The sequence below is a fragment of the Roseateles sp. P2_H4 genome (assembly GCF_056403315.1).
This window is the reverse complement of record NZ_JBFUFR010000007.1, coordinates 164,031-179,873: the sequence shown is the minus strand read 5'-3', so window position 1 is coordinate 179,873 and position 15,843 is coordinate 164,031. Positions and strand designations below refer to the sequence as shown.

At 67.4% G+C, this 15,843-nt stretch carries 12 protein-coding genes; 5 read left to right on the top strand and 7 right to left on the bottom strand.

Going from position 1 to position 15,843, the window contains the following annotated elements; translation table 11 throughout:
- The first annotated feature begins 12 nt into the window (after positions 1–12).
- The gene (locus tag AC1DW3_RS07920) at positions 13–681 is read left to right on the top strand and encodes a TRAP transporter small permease subunit (protein ID WP_477930280.1); all 669 of its coding nucleotides are present in this window, start codon (positions 13–15) and stop codon (positions 679–681) included.
- Positions 674–2,572 (top strand): TRAP transporter large permease, encoded by a 1,899-nt coding sequence (locus AC1DW3_RS07915; protein WP_477930247.1) that lies wholly within the window; start codon positions 674–676, stop codon positions 2,570–2,572. Before AC1DW3_RS07920 ends, AC1DW3_RS07915 begins: the two co-directional genes overlap by 8 nt.
- Here AC1DW3_RS07915 and AC1DW3_RS07910 read toward each other — a convergent pair.
- From AC1DW3_RS07910 to AC1DW3_RS07895, 4 genes are all read right to left on the bottom strand, one after another.
- Positions 2,514–3,467, bottom strand: coding sequence for a DMT family transporter (locus AC1DW3_RS07910; RefSeq protein ID WP_477930245.1), 954 nt, complete (start codon positions 3,465–3,467; stop codon positions 2,514–2,516). The two genes, AC1DW3_RS07915 and AC1DW3_RS07910, sit on opposite strands and share 59 nt — an antisense overlap.
- Positions 3,468–3,537: 70 nt before the next feature.
- Entirely contained in the window at positions 3,538–4,335 is a 798-nt protein-coding gene (locus AC1DW3_RS07905) for a substrate-binding periplasmic protein (RefSeq protein WP_477930243.1), read from the bottom strand.
- 105 nt (positions 4,336–4,440) lie between these two features.
- A complete protein-coding gene (locus tag AC1DW3_RS07900; protein ID WP_477930241.1) occupies positions 4,441–5,160 on the bottom strand; it encodes a site-2 protease family protein in 720 nt (239 codons plus the stop codon).
- Entirely contained in the window at positions 5,160–6,041 is an 882-nt protein-coding gene (locus AC1DW3_RS07895; protein WP_477930239.1) for a DUF2167 domain-containing protein, read from the bottom strand. The genes AC1DW3_RS07900 and AC1DW3_RS07895 overlap by 1 nt, the downstream gene beginning before the upstream one ends.
- 148 nt (positions 6,042–6,189) lie before the next feature.
- On the opposite strand from AC1DW3_RS07895, the gene AC1DW3_RS07890 reads away from it, so the two are divergent.
- Positions 6,190–6,693: a DUF4440 domain-containing protein gene (locus tag AC1DW3_RS07890; protein WP_477930237.1), complete on the top strand. Its 504-nt coding sequence runs from the start codon at positions 6,190–6,192 to the stop codon at positions 6,691–6,693.
- 164 nt (positions 6,694–6,857) lie between these two features.
- Here the strand turns inward: AC1DW3_RS07890 and AC1DW3_RS07885 are convergent, their stop codons facing one another.
- Positions 6,858–10,403 carry an indolepyruvate ferredoxin oxidoreductase family protein gene (locus AC1DW3_RS07885; RefSeq protein WP_477930236.1) on the bottom strand — a complete coding sequence of 1,182 codons (3,546 nt, stop codon included), beginning with the start codon at positions 10,401–10,403 and terminating at the stop codon, positions 6,858–6,860.
- A gap of 215 nt (positions 10,404–10,618) precedes the next feature.
- Between AC1DW3_RS07885 and AC1DW3_RS07880 the strand changes: the two genes are divergently transcribed.
- Together AC1DW3_RS07880 and AC1DW3_RS07875 are read left to right on the top strand one after the other, a co-directional pair.
- Positions 10,619–11,116: an Lrp/AsnC family transcriptional regulator gene (locus AC1DW3_RS07880; protein WP_477930235.1), complete on the top strand. Its 498-nt coding sequence runs from the start codon at positions 10,619–10,621 to the stop codon at positions 11,114–11,116.
- Positions 11,117–11,187: 71 nt separating this feature from the next.
- Entirely contained in the window at positions 11,188–12,294 is a 1,107-nt protein-coding gene (locus tag AC1DW3_RS07875) for a GGDEF domain-containing protein (protein ID WP_477930233.1), read from the top strand.
- Positions 12,295–12,577: 283 nt separating this feature from the next.
- Here AC1DW3_RS07875 and AC1DW3_RS07870 read toward each other — a convergent pair whose 3' ends face one another.
- Positions 12,578–15,169 (bottom strand): hypothetical protein, encoded by a 2,592-nt coding sequence (locus AC1DW3_RS07870; protein WP_477930231.1) that lies wholly within the window; start codon positions 15,167–15,169, stop codon positions 12,578–12,580.
- The gene (locus AC1DW3_RS07865; protein WP_477930230.1) at positions 15,169–15,804 is read right to left on the bottom strand and encodes a hypothetical protein; all 636 of its coding nucleotides are present in this window, start codon (positions 15,802–15,804) and stop codon (positions 15,169–15,171) included. The genes AC1DW3_RS07870 and AC1DW3_RS07865 overlap by 1 nt, the downstream gene beginning before the upstream one ends.
- Between the last annotated feature and the right edge of the window lie 39 nt (positions 15,805–15,843).

The following is a 15,843-nucleotide window of genomic DNA, read 5'->3' as shown; positions in this document are numbered from 1 at the left end:
AGGGGTGTCGCGATGGATGTGCAGAAGCTGCTGCATCGGGTGGACGGCATCAGCACGTGGGTCGGCAAGGCCTCCGCCTGGCTGATCGTCGTGCTGATGCTGATGGTGGTGGCCGAGGTGTTCAAGCGCTACGCGCTGAACATGCCGACGGCCTGGATCTTCGACGCGAGCAACATGCTCTACGGCACGCTGTTCATGATGGGCGGCGCCTACGCGCTGGCCCACGACGGCCATGTGCGCGGCGACTTCCTCTACGGGCGCATGCAGCCGCGCACCCAGGCCTGGCTGGACCTCGTGCTCTACGTCGTCTTCTTCCTGCCCGGCATCGGCGCGCTGACCTGGAGCGGCTGGACCTACTTCGGCGACTCGCTGCGCATCCACGAGACGACCTTCAACGCCACGCCGCTGCCGGTCTACCCCTTCAAGGCCATCATCCCGATCGCCGGCGCGATGGTCATGCTGCAGGGCCTGTCCGAGATCCTGCGCTGCATCGTCTGCATACGCACGGGGGCGTGGACGCCACGGCTGCGCGACGCCGAGGAGATCGACGTCGTCGAGCAGCAGCTGGCGGCCAGCACGCATGTCGACGCCGACGCGGCCCGCGAAGCCATCGAACGGACCAAGAGCATCGACGAAATCGCGCGCCAGCGCAGCACCACTGGAGGCAACCCGCATGAGTAATGCCGCCCTCGGCCTGACCATGCTCAGCCTCATCGTGGTCGTCATCCTGCTCGGTTTCCCGACGGCCTTCACGCTGATGGGCCTGGGCATGCTGTTCGGCTTCGTCGCCTTCTACGACCCCGGCCAGCCCTGGCTGGACAACCGCATCTTCGACCTGATGGTGCAGCGCGCCTACGGCGCGATGAACAACGACACGCTGCTGTCGATACCGCTCTTTGTGCTGATGGGCTATGTGATGGAGCGCGGCGCGCTGGTGGACAAGATGTTCCACAGCGTGCAGTTGGCCTTCCGCCGCCTGCCCGGCTCGCTGGCCGTCACGACGCTGGTCATCTGCACCTTCTGGGGCATCGCCAGCGGCCTGGTCGGCGCCGTCGTCGTGCTGATGGGCGTCATCGCGATGCGGCCCATGCTGAAGGCCGGCTATGACACGCGCCTGGCCGCGGGTGTCATCACCGCTGGCGGCACGCTGGGCATCCTGATCCCGCCCTCCGTGATGATCATCGTCTACGCGGCCGTGGCCGGGCAGTCGGTCGTCAAGCTCTACGCAGCGGCGATGTTCCCGGGCTTCTTCCTGGCCTTCCTCTACCTCGTCTACGTGATCGGCTGGGCGATGATCGACCCCAAGGTCGCGCCGCAACTGCCGCCGGAGCAGCAGCGCGCGCCGATCTCGCCGGCCGTGGCGGCACTGGCAGAGCGTTATTCGCCGCGCATGCTGTGGGCCCTCGTGAAGGCGCTGCTGTCGCCAGCCGGCGCCTCCATGAGCTGGGGCGGGCTGGCGGTGGGCCTGCTGCGCGCGCTGGTGCCGCTATGGCTGGCCATCGTCTGCCTGGGCACGACGTGGTGGTACGTCACCATCTACACGCAGAAGACCGAGGCTGCGGCCCCCGCGCCAACGCAGCAGCTGGCCGCGCCGGCCGCGTCTGGCGGGCTGCAGGAGCCGCCGAACTCTGGCGGGCTGGCCGAGCCTCCCGGCGCCAGTGGTGGCTTGAAGGAGCCCCCGGGTTCTTCATCCGGGTTGAGCGAGCCCCCCGGCGCGCTGGCCGAGCCCGGCGCCGCCAAGCCTGCCGCCGACGAGCCGCTGCAGCGCATGGGCGGCTCCGCCGACGACGCGCCCCACCCCGAAGCCGTGCCGGCGGGTTTCTACACGGGCTTCGCCATCGCCTGCGCGCTGACGGCAGCATTGCTGGCCTGGTACTACTGGCGCTTCGACGCCGAGCAATACGAGATCCTGAACATGCTGGTGTCGTCGGTGATGCCGCTGGGCATCCTGACGCTGGTGGTGCTGGGCGTCATCCTGTTCGGCATCACGACGGCCACCGAGTCGGCCGCGGTGGGCGCGGCAGGGGCCTTCCTGATGGCCTGGCAGGCGGGCTCGCTGACCTTCCAGAAGACCAAGGAAGCGGTGTTCCTGACGGCCAAGACGACGTCCATGGTCTGCTGGCTCTTCGTCGGCTCGGCGCTGTTCTCCGCGGTGTTCGCGCTGCTGGGTGGCCAGGCGCTGGTGGAGCGCTGGGTGCTGTCCATGGACCTGACGCCGCTGCAGTTCATGCTGCTGTCCCAGGCCATCATCTTCGTGCTCGGCTGGCCGCTGGAGTGGACGGAGATCATCGTCATCTTCGTGCCCATCTTCCTGCCGCTGCTGGCCCACTTCCAGATCGACCCCATGCTGTGGGGCGTGCTGGTGTTCGTGAACCTGCAGGCCGCCTTCCTGAGCCCGCCGGTTGCCATGTCGGCCTTCTATCTGAAGGGCGTGAGCCCGCCGCACGTGACGCTGAACCAGATCTTCGCGGGCATGATGCCTTACATGCTCATCGTCATCCTGTGCATGGTGTTCATGTATCTCTGGCCGGGAATGACGCTGTGGTTGCCTGGTTACTTGTACGGGCGGTGACGAGAAAGACACCGACCATCACCAGCGCCGTGCCGAGCACGATCCAGGCATTCATCGGCTCGTCGAGGATGAAGACGCCCATCAGGATGGTGCTCATGGGGCCCACCATGCCGACCTGCGACGACAGCGGCGCGCCGATGCGGGCGATGGCCAGCATCACCATCAGCACCGGTGCCACCGTGCAAGCGGTGGCGTTGAGCAGCGACAGCCACATCACCGGCTCGGGCACGATGAAGGCGGAGATGGGCTTCAGCACGGCGAACTGGCCAATGCACAAGGCGCAGGCCACGCTGCTGGCCAGGCCGGCCAGGCGCATCGAGCCCAGGCGCTGCACGACCTTGCCGGACAGCGCGAGATAGATGGCATAGCTGATGGCGCTGGCGAACACCAGGGCAGCGCCGATGGCGGTGTTCCTGCCTTCGAAGCTCAACTCATGCGCGAACACCGCGACGACACCGGCATAGCTGATGGCGAGCGCCACGACCTGGCGGGCCTGCAGGCGATGGTGGAAGAACACCACCGAGATCAGCAGCACCAGCGTCGGGTTGAGATACAGGATGAGGCGCTCGAGACTGGCCGTGATGTAGGCCAGGCCCGCGAAGTCGAGATAGCTGGCCAGGTAGTAGCCGGTGAAACCCAGTACCGCAATATCGCGCCAGTCCTGCCCTGTCAGTGCAGGCTTGCCCCGCCCCGCCCACCAGGCCATGGCCAGGAAGAAAGGCAGGGCCAGCAGCATGCGCCACATCAGCAGGGTGACCGCGTCCACGCCGTAGCGGTAGGCCAGCTTGACGATGATGGCCTTGCCCGAGAAGCCGATGGCGCCCAGCACCGCCAGCAGCAGGCCAAGCCAACGGCGGTCCGTTGCGGTCGAGGTCGAAGAGGCGGCGGCAGGCATGCGCGGCCCAGTCTAGGCGTGGTCGGCGGCCGCGCGGCTCTTGTCTGGTGAAGCCTGACTTGACACGCCCTCAGCGTGCGCACCGGCCCGCTTCGGGCGGCGGGTTCTGCTGGCGATAGAGCTCTGCCTGCTGGCGGTGCAGCAGCTGCAGCGCCGCCGGATAGTCGGCCTGCTGTAGATAGTCGCGGATCTGCGGCGTGGCCGCTGCAGCGGGAGAGCGACGCGAGATCTGCAGATGCAGCCCCTCTGCGCCCAGCCCGCGAGGCAGCATGCGCACCTCTTGCTCGCAACCCATCGCTCGCAGCATCTGGACACCTGCCTCTCGCGCGGTCACCACCGCGTCCAGGCGGCCCAGCAACAGCTTGCGCAGGTTCAGGTCCTCGCTGAGCGCGTTGTCCACCTGGGCCTGCCGAGCCAGCTGCCGGTCGACCTCGGTGCCAAAGCTCACACCCCGGCCGACGCCGACCCGCAGGCCGGCCAGATCAGTCCAGGTGTCGAAGCGCACCGGGCTGTCGCGCCGCACGAACAGAGCCGCCTCGTTGCGCGCCAGCGCGGGTTCGACGACCAGCGCGTACTCGCGGCGCTTGGGGTTGTCGAAGGCACACACCATCGCGTCCACGTCGCCGCGCTCGACCAGCGCCTGGCAGCGCGCCCAGGGACCGACCGCCTCGACCTCCAACGTCCAGCCCGCTGCCGCAAAGGCCCGCCGCGCCATCTCGACACAAACGCCATGCATGCGGCCCTGCTGTTCCCAGCTCATCGGCTGGGCGGCCGGATGGGCACAGCCGCGCAGGCGCCGCTCAGCGCGGGCCGGCGCCGCCAGCAGGGCGGACAGGCACAAGGCCAGCAGCAGGCAGATGCGGGTCATGGGAGGACCTCCAAGCCACAGGGCGGCTGGATCGTAGTGCGCCCTGGCACGAAACAGGGCCGAAACCGAGCGGCGGCTCCCACCGGCGTCGGGCGCCAACTCGTGTCAGCCCCGCATGACGGCCAGCATCTCGTGCACGTCGTGGCACATGACGGCGAGGTAGGCGGCCAGCACCAGGTAGTAGGTGGCGTACTCCCACTTCACGGCGGCGGGCACGGCGTAATAGGTCTGCGCCTCGGCGCTGTCTGAACGGTGCTTCCAGGCCTTGATGAGCTGCGGCCAGGCCAGCAGCGCCATCAGGATCAGCATCGGGCTGGGGCGCCAGAAGAACAGCGCGACCAGCATGGGCGCGCCCAGCAGCCAGATGCGCGGTGACAGCACGGCGGTGATGCGGCCACCGTCGAAGGGCGAGATGGGGATCAGGTTGAACAGGTTCAGGAAGAAGCCGCTGTAGGACACGGCCAGCAGCCAGTCGGCGCCCCATGAGCGCGCCATCAGATAGGTGACGGTCGCGCCCACCGTGCCGAGCAGCGGCCCGCCGAGGCCGACGAAGGCCTCGGTCTGGGCATCGTGGGGCATGTCCTTGAGCTCGACCCAGGCGCCGACGAAGGGGATGAAGGTCGGCGCACCGACGTTCAGCCCCTTGTAGCGCGCCGCGATGAAATGCCCCATCTCGTGCACGAAGAGCAGCGCGATGAAGCCCGCCGCATAGCGCCAGCCGTAGATCCAGGCATAGACCACCAGCGAGATCAGCATGCTGCCGCCGGTGGTCAGCAGCTTGCCGAACTTGGCGCCCGACAGCAGCAGCGCGAGCAGCTTGAGCATCAGGAGGCGGGCTTGTCGCGCTTGAAGAACTTGGTGATGGCCGCGCCGAAGCCGATGACCGCGATGAAGATGATCTTGGCGAACTTGGCGACGAAGGCAAAGATGACGGCCAGCAGGCCCAGCTTCTTGGCGCCGACGCCGACGACCAGGGCTGCCAGGCCGTACTCGGCGACATGGTCGGTGGCCGAGTCGAAGTCTTCGTAACGCTTGCCCTTGTCGAACTCCAGCGCGCCGAGCAGGGCCTTGGCATCGGGCTTCTGCGCCGGCAGGTCCTTCAGGTCGGTGATGAAGTTCAGGCTCAGATAGCCCTCACGGCCGAGAGCGTAGGTGTTGTAGTTGACGCCGAGGGCGGCATCGGCCGGTGCGCCCTTTTCCTTGGAGCTCATGGCCCAGACCAGGCGGTGCTGGGTCGCCTCGTAGGCCGGCGGCTCGGCCCAGCCGGTGATCTCGAGGGGCGCCACGCCCATCTTCTTGCGCTCGTCGTTGCTGGCCTCGGTGCCTTCCTTGTAGCTGGCCAGCAGCTCGTCAGCCTTCCACTCCTTGGCGTCGCCGTCCTTCACATAGCCGGAGGCGATATAGCGCAGCGTGGCGAACCATTCGCCCTCGCCCTTGGGGAAGACCAGCCCGGCCAGCTCGCTGTGCTCGCCCGGATTGCCCATGGCACGCAGCAGCTTGCCGGCCTGGGGCTGGGGAATGAAGATGCGGTCGGCCGGCAGGTGCAGCGTGGCCTGGCCGGCAATGGCCACATCGGCCGGACCGGCCTTGGCAGCGGCCTTGGCCTCGGTCCAGGCGGGATTCTCGGGCGGTGCGTCGGCGGCCTGGGCCGCAAAGGCCGCGCAGGCGACCAGGGCGGCCAGCAGGCCGCGGAAGCTCTTGTTCATCTGCACTCCCTGCAAAAGGGCCGCAGTCTAGGTGGCCGCAAAGTCAGCGCCATTCAGGGAATGCCCCCCAGGGGAGGATTCACACCCTGGCGATCCGCGCACCGCGGCGGCAGCGCTTCACAATCCGCGCCACAAGATGGGAGCGGACATGGAAATGATCGGCAAGTTGCGAGCGACGCTCACTGTTGCGGCCTGCGTGCTGGCGGTGCTGAGCAGCGGCTGCTCGACGCCCAGCGTGAGCGTGTCGCCGCCGCTGCCCTGCGACCGGCCCGGCAACAGCTGCGTCAGCGAGCTGATGCTGGCGCTGGAGGACTGGAAGGACGCCTACAACAGCCGCGACCCGCGGCGGCTGCAGCAGTTGTATGCCCCGGGCGCGCTGATCACCGACGACGAATACCTGGCCGTGCCGCTGGATGGCGTCGCGCTGCCGGTGTTCTTCGAGCAGATGGCGCAGCGGCCGACGGCCCGCATGCGCTGGATGATCGGCAACCTGATGCTGTTCGGCGAAACCGCCGTGCGCTCGGGCGAATACGAGTTCACCGAACAGGTCGACGGGCTGTCAAAGGAGAGGCCGGCGCGCTACAGCTTTGCTTACCAGCGCATCGAGGGACGCTGGCTGATCGTGCTGCAGCACTCCACAGTGAGACCGTGAGCCCCTCGCCCAGTCGCGCCCTGCTGAACGCGGGCGTGCCTGGTCGGTCCCCCGAGGGGGCGGCGATGCTCGCGGCATTGAGCCGCAAGCACATCGCCTGAGGCGGGCCGGCTAGGGAGCGGCCCGGCGCTCGGCCCGCACGCAAGTGTGCGGCCTGCGCGAGATCAGACCTTGGCCAGCAAGCTGTCCCACTTGGCCTTGGCGACCTTCTCGTGGCGCTCCTTCACATGGCCGTAGCCGCGGATGTCTTCCGGCACACGGGCCAGTTCGACGGCGTTGGCCAGTGACTCAGCCGTCAGGCCAGCCAGGGCCTTGTCGACACCGGCGCGGTAGTCGGCAATCCAGCGACGCTCCATCTTGCGCTCCGCGGTGTGGCCGAAGATGTCAAAGGCCGTGCCGCGCAGGCCCTTCATCTTGGCCAGCAGGCCGAAGGCAGGCCGGATCCAGCTGCCGAACTGCTGCTTCACCAACTCGCCCTTGTTGTTCTTCTTGGCCAGCAGCGGCGGCGCCAGGTGGTGCACCAGCTTGTAGTCGCCCTCGAACTGATTGGCGATCTTGTTGATGAACGATGTGTCGGTGTGCAGTCGGGCCACCTCGTACTCGTCCTTGTAGGCCATCAGCTTGAACAGATAGCGCGCCACCGCTTCGGTTAGCGTGGTCTTGCTCCCGAGCTTGGCTTCGGCGGCGCGCACCTTGTCGACGAAGGCCTTGTACTCGGCCGCATAGGCGGCGTCCTGGTAGCCGGTCAGGAAGTCGACGCGCTTGCTGATGATCTCGTCGACGCCCTGGCGCTTGACCATCTGGATGACCTGCTGGGCCGCATACAGCGCCTGCACGCTCTTCAGGTCCTGCGCACAGCGACGGCCCCATTCGAAGGCGATCTTGTTGTTGTCGATCTGCACGCCGTTGAGCTCGATGGCGCGCATCAGCGCGTCATAGCTCAGCGGGATGCGGCCCTGCTGCCAGGCGTAGCCCAGCATCAGCGGGTTGGTGTAGAGCGAATCGCCCACCAGCTTGACGGCCACTTCCTCGGCGTCGAAGGAGCCGAGATGGTCGCGGCCCACCGCATTGCCCACGGCCGCCTCGCAGGCGGCGCCGGGGAAGCTCCAGTTGGCGTCGTTCACCAGCGTCGCCGTCGGCGAGCCATGCGTGTTCAGCGCCACATAGGTGCGGCCTTCGCGCATGACGGCCAGCGTGGCCTTGTTGGCGGCCACGATGGCGTCGCAGGCGATGACGAGGTCCGCCTCCGCCGTGCCGACCTTGGTGCAGAAGATCGCTTCAGGCGAGTTGGCGATCTGGATGTGGCTCCAGGTCGCGCCGCCCTTTTGCGCCAGGCCCGCGGCGTCCTGCGTGATGACGCCCTTGCCTTCCAGGTGGGCGGCCATGCCCAGCAGCTGGCCGATGGTGATGACGCCGGTGCCGCCGACACCGCCGACGACGATGCCCCAGGCCTTCTCGGGATTGGGCACGACGGGCATGGCGAGCTGCGGCAGCGCGGCGTCGAAGGGGCTCTTGCGCGCCTCCTTCTTGGGCTTCTTCAGCTCGCCGCCTTCCACCGTGACGAAGCTCGGGCAGAAGCCCTTCACGCAGGAGTAGTCCTTGTTGCAGGTGTTCTGGTTGATCTGGCGCTTGCGGCCGAAGTCAGTTTCCAGCGGCTCGATGGACAGGCAGTTGGACTGCACCGAACAGTCGCCGCAGCCCTCGCAGACCAGCTCGTTGATGACGACGCGCTTGGCCGGGTCCACCAGCTTGCCGCGCTTGCGACGGCGGCGCTTTTCGGTGGCGCAGGTCTGGTCGTAGATGATGACCGTCGTGCCTTCGAGCTCGCGGAACTGGCGCTGGATCTCGTCCAGCTCGTCGCGATGGTGCACGGTGACGCCGGGCGCCAGGGCCACGCCCTCGTATTTGAAAGGCTCGTCGGTGACGATGACCAGCTTCTTCACACCTTCCGAGATCACGCTGTTCATGATCTGGATGACGGTGTGGCCCTCGGGCCGCTCGCCGACCTGCTGGCCGCCGGTCATCGCGACGGCGTCGTTGTAGAGGATCTTGTAGGTGATGTTGACACCCGCGGCGATGCTCTGGCGGATGGCCAGGCTGCCGCTGTGGAAGTAGGTGCCGTCGCCGAGGTTGGAGAAGATGTGCTTCTCGTCGGTGAACGGCGCCTGGCCGACCCAGGGCACGCCTTCGCCGCCCATCTGCGTGAAGGTGGCCGTGTTGCGGCCCGGCATCCACGTGACCATGTAGTGGCAGCCGATGCCACCGACGGCGCGCGAGCCATCCGGCACGCGGGTGGAGGTGTTGTGCGGGCAGCCCGAGCAGAACCACGGCGTGCGATCGGCGCCGCCGGCAGTCTTCTCCTCGGCCTTCAGCGAGTTTTCCTTGGCGTCGATGATGGCCAGGCGGGCATCGAGGCGGGCCACGACGTCGCTGTCCACGCCGAGCTTCTTCAGGCGCTTGGCAATGGCGCGGGCAATGATGGCCGGCGTCAGGTCGGCCTGCGGGCGCAGCAGCCAGTGGTCGCTGGGGTTGGGCACGCTCCATTCGCCGCCCTCGCCACCGTCACCAGCGTCGAACTTGCCGAGCACATTGGGGCGCACGTCGGCGCGCCAGTTGTAGAGCTCTTCCTTGACCTGGTACTCGATGATCTGGCGCTTCTCTTCGACGACCAGGATCTCCTGCAGGCCCTTGGCGAAGTCGCGCGTGATCTGCGCTTCCAGCGGCCACACGACGTTGACCTTGTGGAGGCGGATGCCCAGGCGCCGGCAGGTGTCGTCGTCCAGGCCCAGGTCGTTGAGCGCCTGGCGGGTGTCGTTGAAGGCCTTGCCGCTGGTGATGATGCCGAAGCGGTCGTTGGCACCTTCGATGACGTTGTAGTTCAGCTTGTTCGCGCGGATGTAGGCGAGGGCGGCGTACCACTTGTAATTCATCATCCGCGACTCTTGCTCGAGCGGCGGGTCCGGCCAGCGGATGTGCAGGCCACCGGCCGGCATCTGGAAGTCTTCCGGCAGGATGATGTTGACGCGGTCCGGGTCGACGCTGACCGAACTCGAGCTCTCGACGATCTCCTGGATGGTCTTCATGCCCGCCCACACGCCCGAGAAGCGGCTCATGGCGAAGGCGTGCAGGCCCATGTCCAGGATGTCCTGCACGCTGCTGGGGAAGAAGGTCGGGAAGCCGACGGCCTTGAAGACGTGGTCGCTCTGGTGCGCCGCCGTCGAGCTCTTGGCGATGTGGTCGTCGCCCGCGATGGCGATGACGCCGCCGTGCTTGGACGTGCCGGCCATGTTGGCGTGCTTGAACACGTCGATGCAGCGGTCCACACCCGGGCCCTTGCCATACCAGAGGCCGAAGACGCCGTCGAACTTGGCCTTCTCGGGGAAGAGGTCGAGCTGCTGCGTGCCCCAGACGGCCGTCGCGCCGAGTTCCTCGTTGACGCCGGGCTGGAAGACGATGTTCTGCTTGGCCAGATGCTTCTTGGCCTGCATCAGTGCCTGGTCATAGGTGCCCAGCGGCGAGCCGCGGTAGCCGCTGATGAGGCCAGCGGTGTTCAACCCGGCGATCGCATCACGCGTGCGCTGCAGCATCGGCAGGCGCACCAGGGCCTGCACGCCGCTCATGAAGGCACGGCCGGAATCAAGCGCGTATTTGTCGTCAAGCGAGACGGTCTGCAGCGCGCGCAGGATGTGTTCGGGCAGCGGGGCGTTCATCGGGTGGGGCTCCTGAATGGCGACCCGTTCGACCTGCCCTTGTGAGGCGGCCGCGCGGGCCATGGGCCAGTATGGCCGGACCGATCAGTGTAGGGAAATGGGGGCGAGCAGTGCTTTCTCAATTGCGCTCGAAATCCATTCGATTGGCAATAATCTTTCTTCGGCAGGCGGAATTTGTTCAAATCTCATCGCCACTTCACCGATCAGGGCAAACCATGAGCTCCGAAGAAGCCACCCCAGAAGCCCTCGACCGCCACCACATCGCCATCCTGGCCGAGCTGCAGGCCGACGCCCGCCTGTCCAACGCCGAGCTGGCCCAGCGCATCGGCCTGTCGGCCGCGCCCACCTGGCGGCGCGTCAAGTGGCTGGAGGACCAGGGCTATATCACCGGCTACCGCGCCGAGATCGACCGTCGCAAGCTCGGCCTGGGCGTGCTGGCCTTTGTGCGCGTGGACGCCGAGCGCAGCGCGGGTGCCGCCACCAAGCCGCTGGAAGACGCCATCCGCCAGCTGCCCGAGGTCATCGCCTGCCACTACATCTCCGGTGCCGGCACCTTCGAGCTGCAGGTCATGGCCACCGACCTGGACGCCTTCTCGCGCTTCTCCATCGACACGCTGCTGAACCTGCCCAACGTGAAAGACATCCACACCAGCTTCTCGCTGGGTGAGGTCAAGGCCAGCGGCGTGCTGCCGCTGGGGCACCTGGGCGGCTGAGACGAGCGGTGCGTGACGTAAGCCCATGAAAAACCAGGCCCCGCCACCTTTGGCCGCGTTAGGCTTGCGTGATGGCCGTGTCGCACCTCGTCGACCTGTGGCTGGGCAGCGACCCGGCCCAGCGCCTGCGGCTGCGCCAGAACCTGCTCGCCGTGGCGCTGATGGGGATCAGCGTCGCCATGCTGCATTACGCGGTGCATGTCGGCGGCCGCCCCCCTGGCCCGTGGCTGTGGCCCTGGACGGTGGTGTCGCTGGGCGGCCTGGTGCTGGTCTATGCCGCCATCCGCAGCGGCTGGTCCTTGCGCTTTGCAGACCCGTCACTGACGCGCGAGCAGATCGCCTTTGCCATTGCCGCTGCCGCCCTGGCCTATGCCCAGGCCGGCGCCCTGCGTGGCGCCTGCTTCCTGGCGCTGATGCTGACCCTGATGTTCGGCATGTTCCAGTTGCGCACGCGCAATGCCCACGCGATGAGCGTCTATGCGCTGCTCGTGTTCGGTCTCGTCATGGGCGTCATGGCCTGGGTGGACCCCGTGCACTACCCACCGGCCGTGGAACTGGGCCATTTCATGATGCTGGCCTGCGTGTTGCCTGCCGGCGCCGTGTTGACGACGCGGCTGGGCCACATCCGCCGGCGCCTGGCCGAGCAGCGTGAGGAGCTGGCACGGACCCTCGCCCAGCTGCAGGCCATCGCCACGCGCGACGAGCTGACCGGCCTGCCCAACCGCCGTCAGATGCAGGCGCTGATGGACCAGGAGCTGCTGCGCTCGCTGCGCCACCACCACGATTTCTGTATCGCCATCGTCGACCTCGACCATTTCAAGCGCGTCAACGACGAACACGGCCACGCCGCCGGCGACGCCGTGCTGCGGGCCTTCGCCCAGGGTGGCCAGACCGCCCTGCGCGGCACCGATGTGCTGGCCCGCTGGGGCGGCGAGGAATTCCTCGTGCTGCTGCCCGAAACCGCCATGCCGCCCGCCGTGGCCGGCATGGAGAGGTTGCGTCAGCAGACCGCCGCGCTGCGCATCGGCATTGGCGAGGGCAAGCAGGTGGCGATCACGGTCTCCATCGGCCTGACCGGCCACCGCCGCAGCGAGACGCTGGCCCAGACGCTGGAGCGCGCCGACCAGCTGCTCTACAAGGCCAAGGCCGAGGGCCGCAACCGCACCTGCATCGACTGAAGTGAAAGGGCGCCCCTCGCCCAGTCTTGCCGCGCTGAACGCCGTCAAGCCCAGTCGGTCTTGCAGACCGCGCTGCGGCATGAGCCGCAGCTCTTCGGCAGGCACATGCCGCCCACTGGGCGCCATGTGTCCGGCCTCAGCCCCCGAGGGGACGGCAATGCTTGCGGCATTGAGCCGCAAGCACATCGCCCAAGGCGGGCCGGCTTGGGAGCGGCCCGGCGCTCGGCCCGCAAACTACATGCATCGCGGGTGCCGCGAATGCGGAATGGCTAACTGAAGCGAATCAGTGCCCCGCCAGCCGCAGATGCTCGCAGCGGCCCATGCGGGCACCGCGCTTGACCTCGTCGACGAACTCGCCCGGGAAGCTGACCTCGGTCGAGTTGCCGTGCTTGCAGACGAAGGCCTTCTTCAGGTCGACATACCAGCTCATCGGGTAGCCCGGGATGCCGCCGACGATCTCGTTGCCCGCCGCATTCATCGACGCCGGGCCGTCCAGGCCATAACGGTAGGCCTCGGCCACGCCCTGGGTGCGGAAGAAGTCGCCGAGCTGGATCCAGCCGATGTCCTCCAGCCACATGACGCCGCGCAGGCCGCTGAACCAGACGCCGGCCGAGCCGATCATCATCTTGCCGTCGTCGCTGATGTCGGCCACCTGCACGGGGATGGCACCGAACTGCTGCTGGATGGACGCGGCACCTTCGCTCTCGCAGCTGATGTCCAGGCCCAGCAGCGGCATGTCCACGCACCACTGCATCTGCTTGAACTTGCTGAAGGCGCTGAGCCTGCTGCCCTTGTTGGCGTTCCAGAACACGACGCCGTCACGCTCGGTGTTCAGCGCCACGCGGCTGGCATCAGGTGTCATCGCATAGCCGTCGATGGCGCCGATGGCCTTGTAGAGATCGACGGGCTTGCCCTCATCGACCCAGGCATAGGCCTTCATGAAGTTGCTGTTGCCCAGTACCACGCGGCCGTCGGAGGACACCGCATGCGCCCGGTGCCAGGGCTCGGCGCTCAGGTCCACGCCCTCCAGGCTCAGCACGCGCATGCCGCGGCCCGCCGTCCAGATGAAGGGAATGACCTCGCCGCCGATGGTGGCGTCGCCGGACCAGCCGCCTTCGCATGAGCCATCGCCGTTACGGTCCACATAGGCCGTGCCCACCGCCGTGCGGGCGGTGGCGTCGAGCGCCCAGCCATAGCTGCTGCTGACACCGATCTGGCTGCTGCCGCCGCAGCGGTCGCGGTTGAGGCTGCCCAGGTCGGTCAGGCCGCCGGTGCGGGTGTCCCAGATCGTGGCCGAGTTGGTCCGGATGGGCTGACCCTCGCCGTCGGTGCCGATGATGCGGCCATCCAGGTCGGCCTGCACGATGAGCTTGCGGCCGTCGCGGGTGATGCTGGTGTTGACGCCGACGACGCCGTCCGGCGCCCAGGTCACGCCGTTCTTGGCGTCCCAGACAAAGGGCTTGTTGTCGATCCAGCCGGCCGCGCGCTCGCCGTCCTTGGACATGCTGCCCAGGAAGCCGTAGACGACCGGGGTGTACTGCACGCCGTCCTTGTAGCCATTGAAGTAGAAGTTGGCCGTCTTGGTCACGCCGGCCTCGGCCGTGATCGCGCTGGCCGTGCAGGCGCGGTCGTTGGCCGCGTTGGACTGCTCGTTGCTGTTCCAGTACTCGGCTTCCGAGACCAGGGCGGTCGGCGTCGTCGGATAGCCGCCGGCGACGATCTCTTCCAGATAGAGCAGGTACTTCTGCCCCGGCTTCAGGTTGTTGATGCGAAAGCGCCCATCGGGGCCGACCAGGCCCTGCGTCTTGTCGCCACTCATCGCCGAGATCGCGTCGCCCAGCGGGTCGGCGATGTTGCGGGCGACGATGTTGATGCCGCCATAGGGCGTGCGGCCGTCCTTCAGGAACAGCGTGCCGGCCACGGAGCCGCGCGTCTTCAGATAGGTCGCGCTCGGGTAGAGGTCCGAGATGGCCGCCATGTCGTCGCTGCGGTCCACCGTGCTCTGCTCATAGCCGGCATTGCGGCCGTTGGCGTCGGGGTAGGTCGGGTCGATGAAGGGGAACATCGTCTCGATGTACTTCGGGTCGATCTTCTTCGCCGCCGGGTCGTCGTCACGCCAGGAATGCAGGGCCGGCACGCAGCCCGGCACACCGGGAAAAGCTTCGTAGTAATAGGGGTGGCTGAAATAGGCCATGGTGCCGTTGACCTGCGAGTGCGACAGGTTGATGGCGTGGCCGAACTCGTGCGTGAACACGCCGGCAATGCGCTTGCCGTCCACATCGGGCGGCGGCATCCAGGGCTGGTCGGCAGGGATCGGCTCGTGCGGCACGACATAGCCGTTCATGACCGCCGTGGCCTTGACGATGGTCTCGGGGTAGCCGTCGCCGTCGCGGTCCTCGGCGATCTCGGCGAAGGCGATGCCCAGCACCTGGTCCTTGGGCACGCCGAAATACTCCTCGATGACCTGGCCGCGCTGGTCGTAGATGACGTAGATGCCGCCCTCCAGCGCCTGGCCATAGACGCGCTTGGCGGTCTCGCCGTCCTTCACGTCCACGCCCACGCCGGCGAGCTGGCTGAACTTCTTGAACTTGGCCGGGTCGGTGACGGCCTTCCACATCGACGTCGGCACATCGCTCCACTGCTTCAGCGCGAAGGCGGTGATCTTGTCGGCCTGGGCGTTGCTGAGGAACTCCGTGCCGTTGTCGCGGTAGGTCAGCGGACCGATGTCGGTGTAGACGGGGATGGGCTTGCTCGTGTCCCAGCGCAGCGGCTGCGGGTTGCGCGGGTGCTCGGTCAGCAGCAACGGGCCGGCGGCCTGGGCCAGGGATGCCGCCGCGAACAGCGCGGCCAGCGGGAATTTGAGGAAGGCGTTCATCAGCGCATCACTCCCTTGGCGATCCAGTCTTCGCGCACCGCGCGCTTGACCAATTGGTTCAGCACGCCACCGTCGACGGCGCCGCTGTTGCGGGTCAGCATCTCGGCCTCCAGCGGGCTCAGCACCGCGGGGTCCACGCTCATGCCCTGGAACAGACCGCGGTTGTCGAAGGCATTGGCCAGCTTGGCGCCGCTGCCGGTCAGCTTGCCCTGGGCCAGGCCCACAGGGCTGGTCAGCCCGGTACGCGCCGAGGGCTTGTTCATGAAGACGGTGACCTTCTCGCCGACCGTCCAGCCCGGCAGGCCCTCGATACGCGTGGCCAGCAGGTATTTGCCATCGGCCATGCGGCGGTTCTTCAGCAGGCCGTACTGGCGAAAGCGGTAGCTGCTGTCCGTCGCCAGCTCGCGCTTCACGCTGCCCTTGACCTTGAGCGTGACCTCCGTGAAGGGCACGCCGCGGTCGAAGCCGTCGCTGATCTTGGCGACATCGCCGCTGACGATGACATCAGCGGTCGCGATCATCTGCTTGAGGTTCTGGTGCACCAGCTGGGTGGCGTGGGCGGCCGGCGCCAGCAAGGCGGCCAGGCCGCCCAGCAGGGCCAGGCGCCGCAGCGCGGAGAAGGGTTCTCGGTTCATGGCGAAAAGCGGTTGGGTTTGCGGGCGGACAGCGCTCCG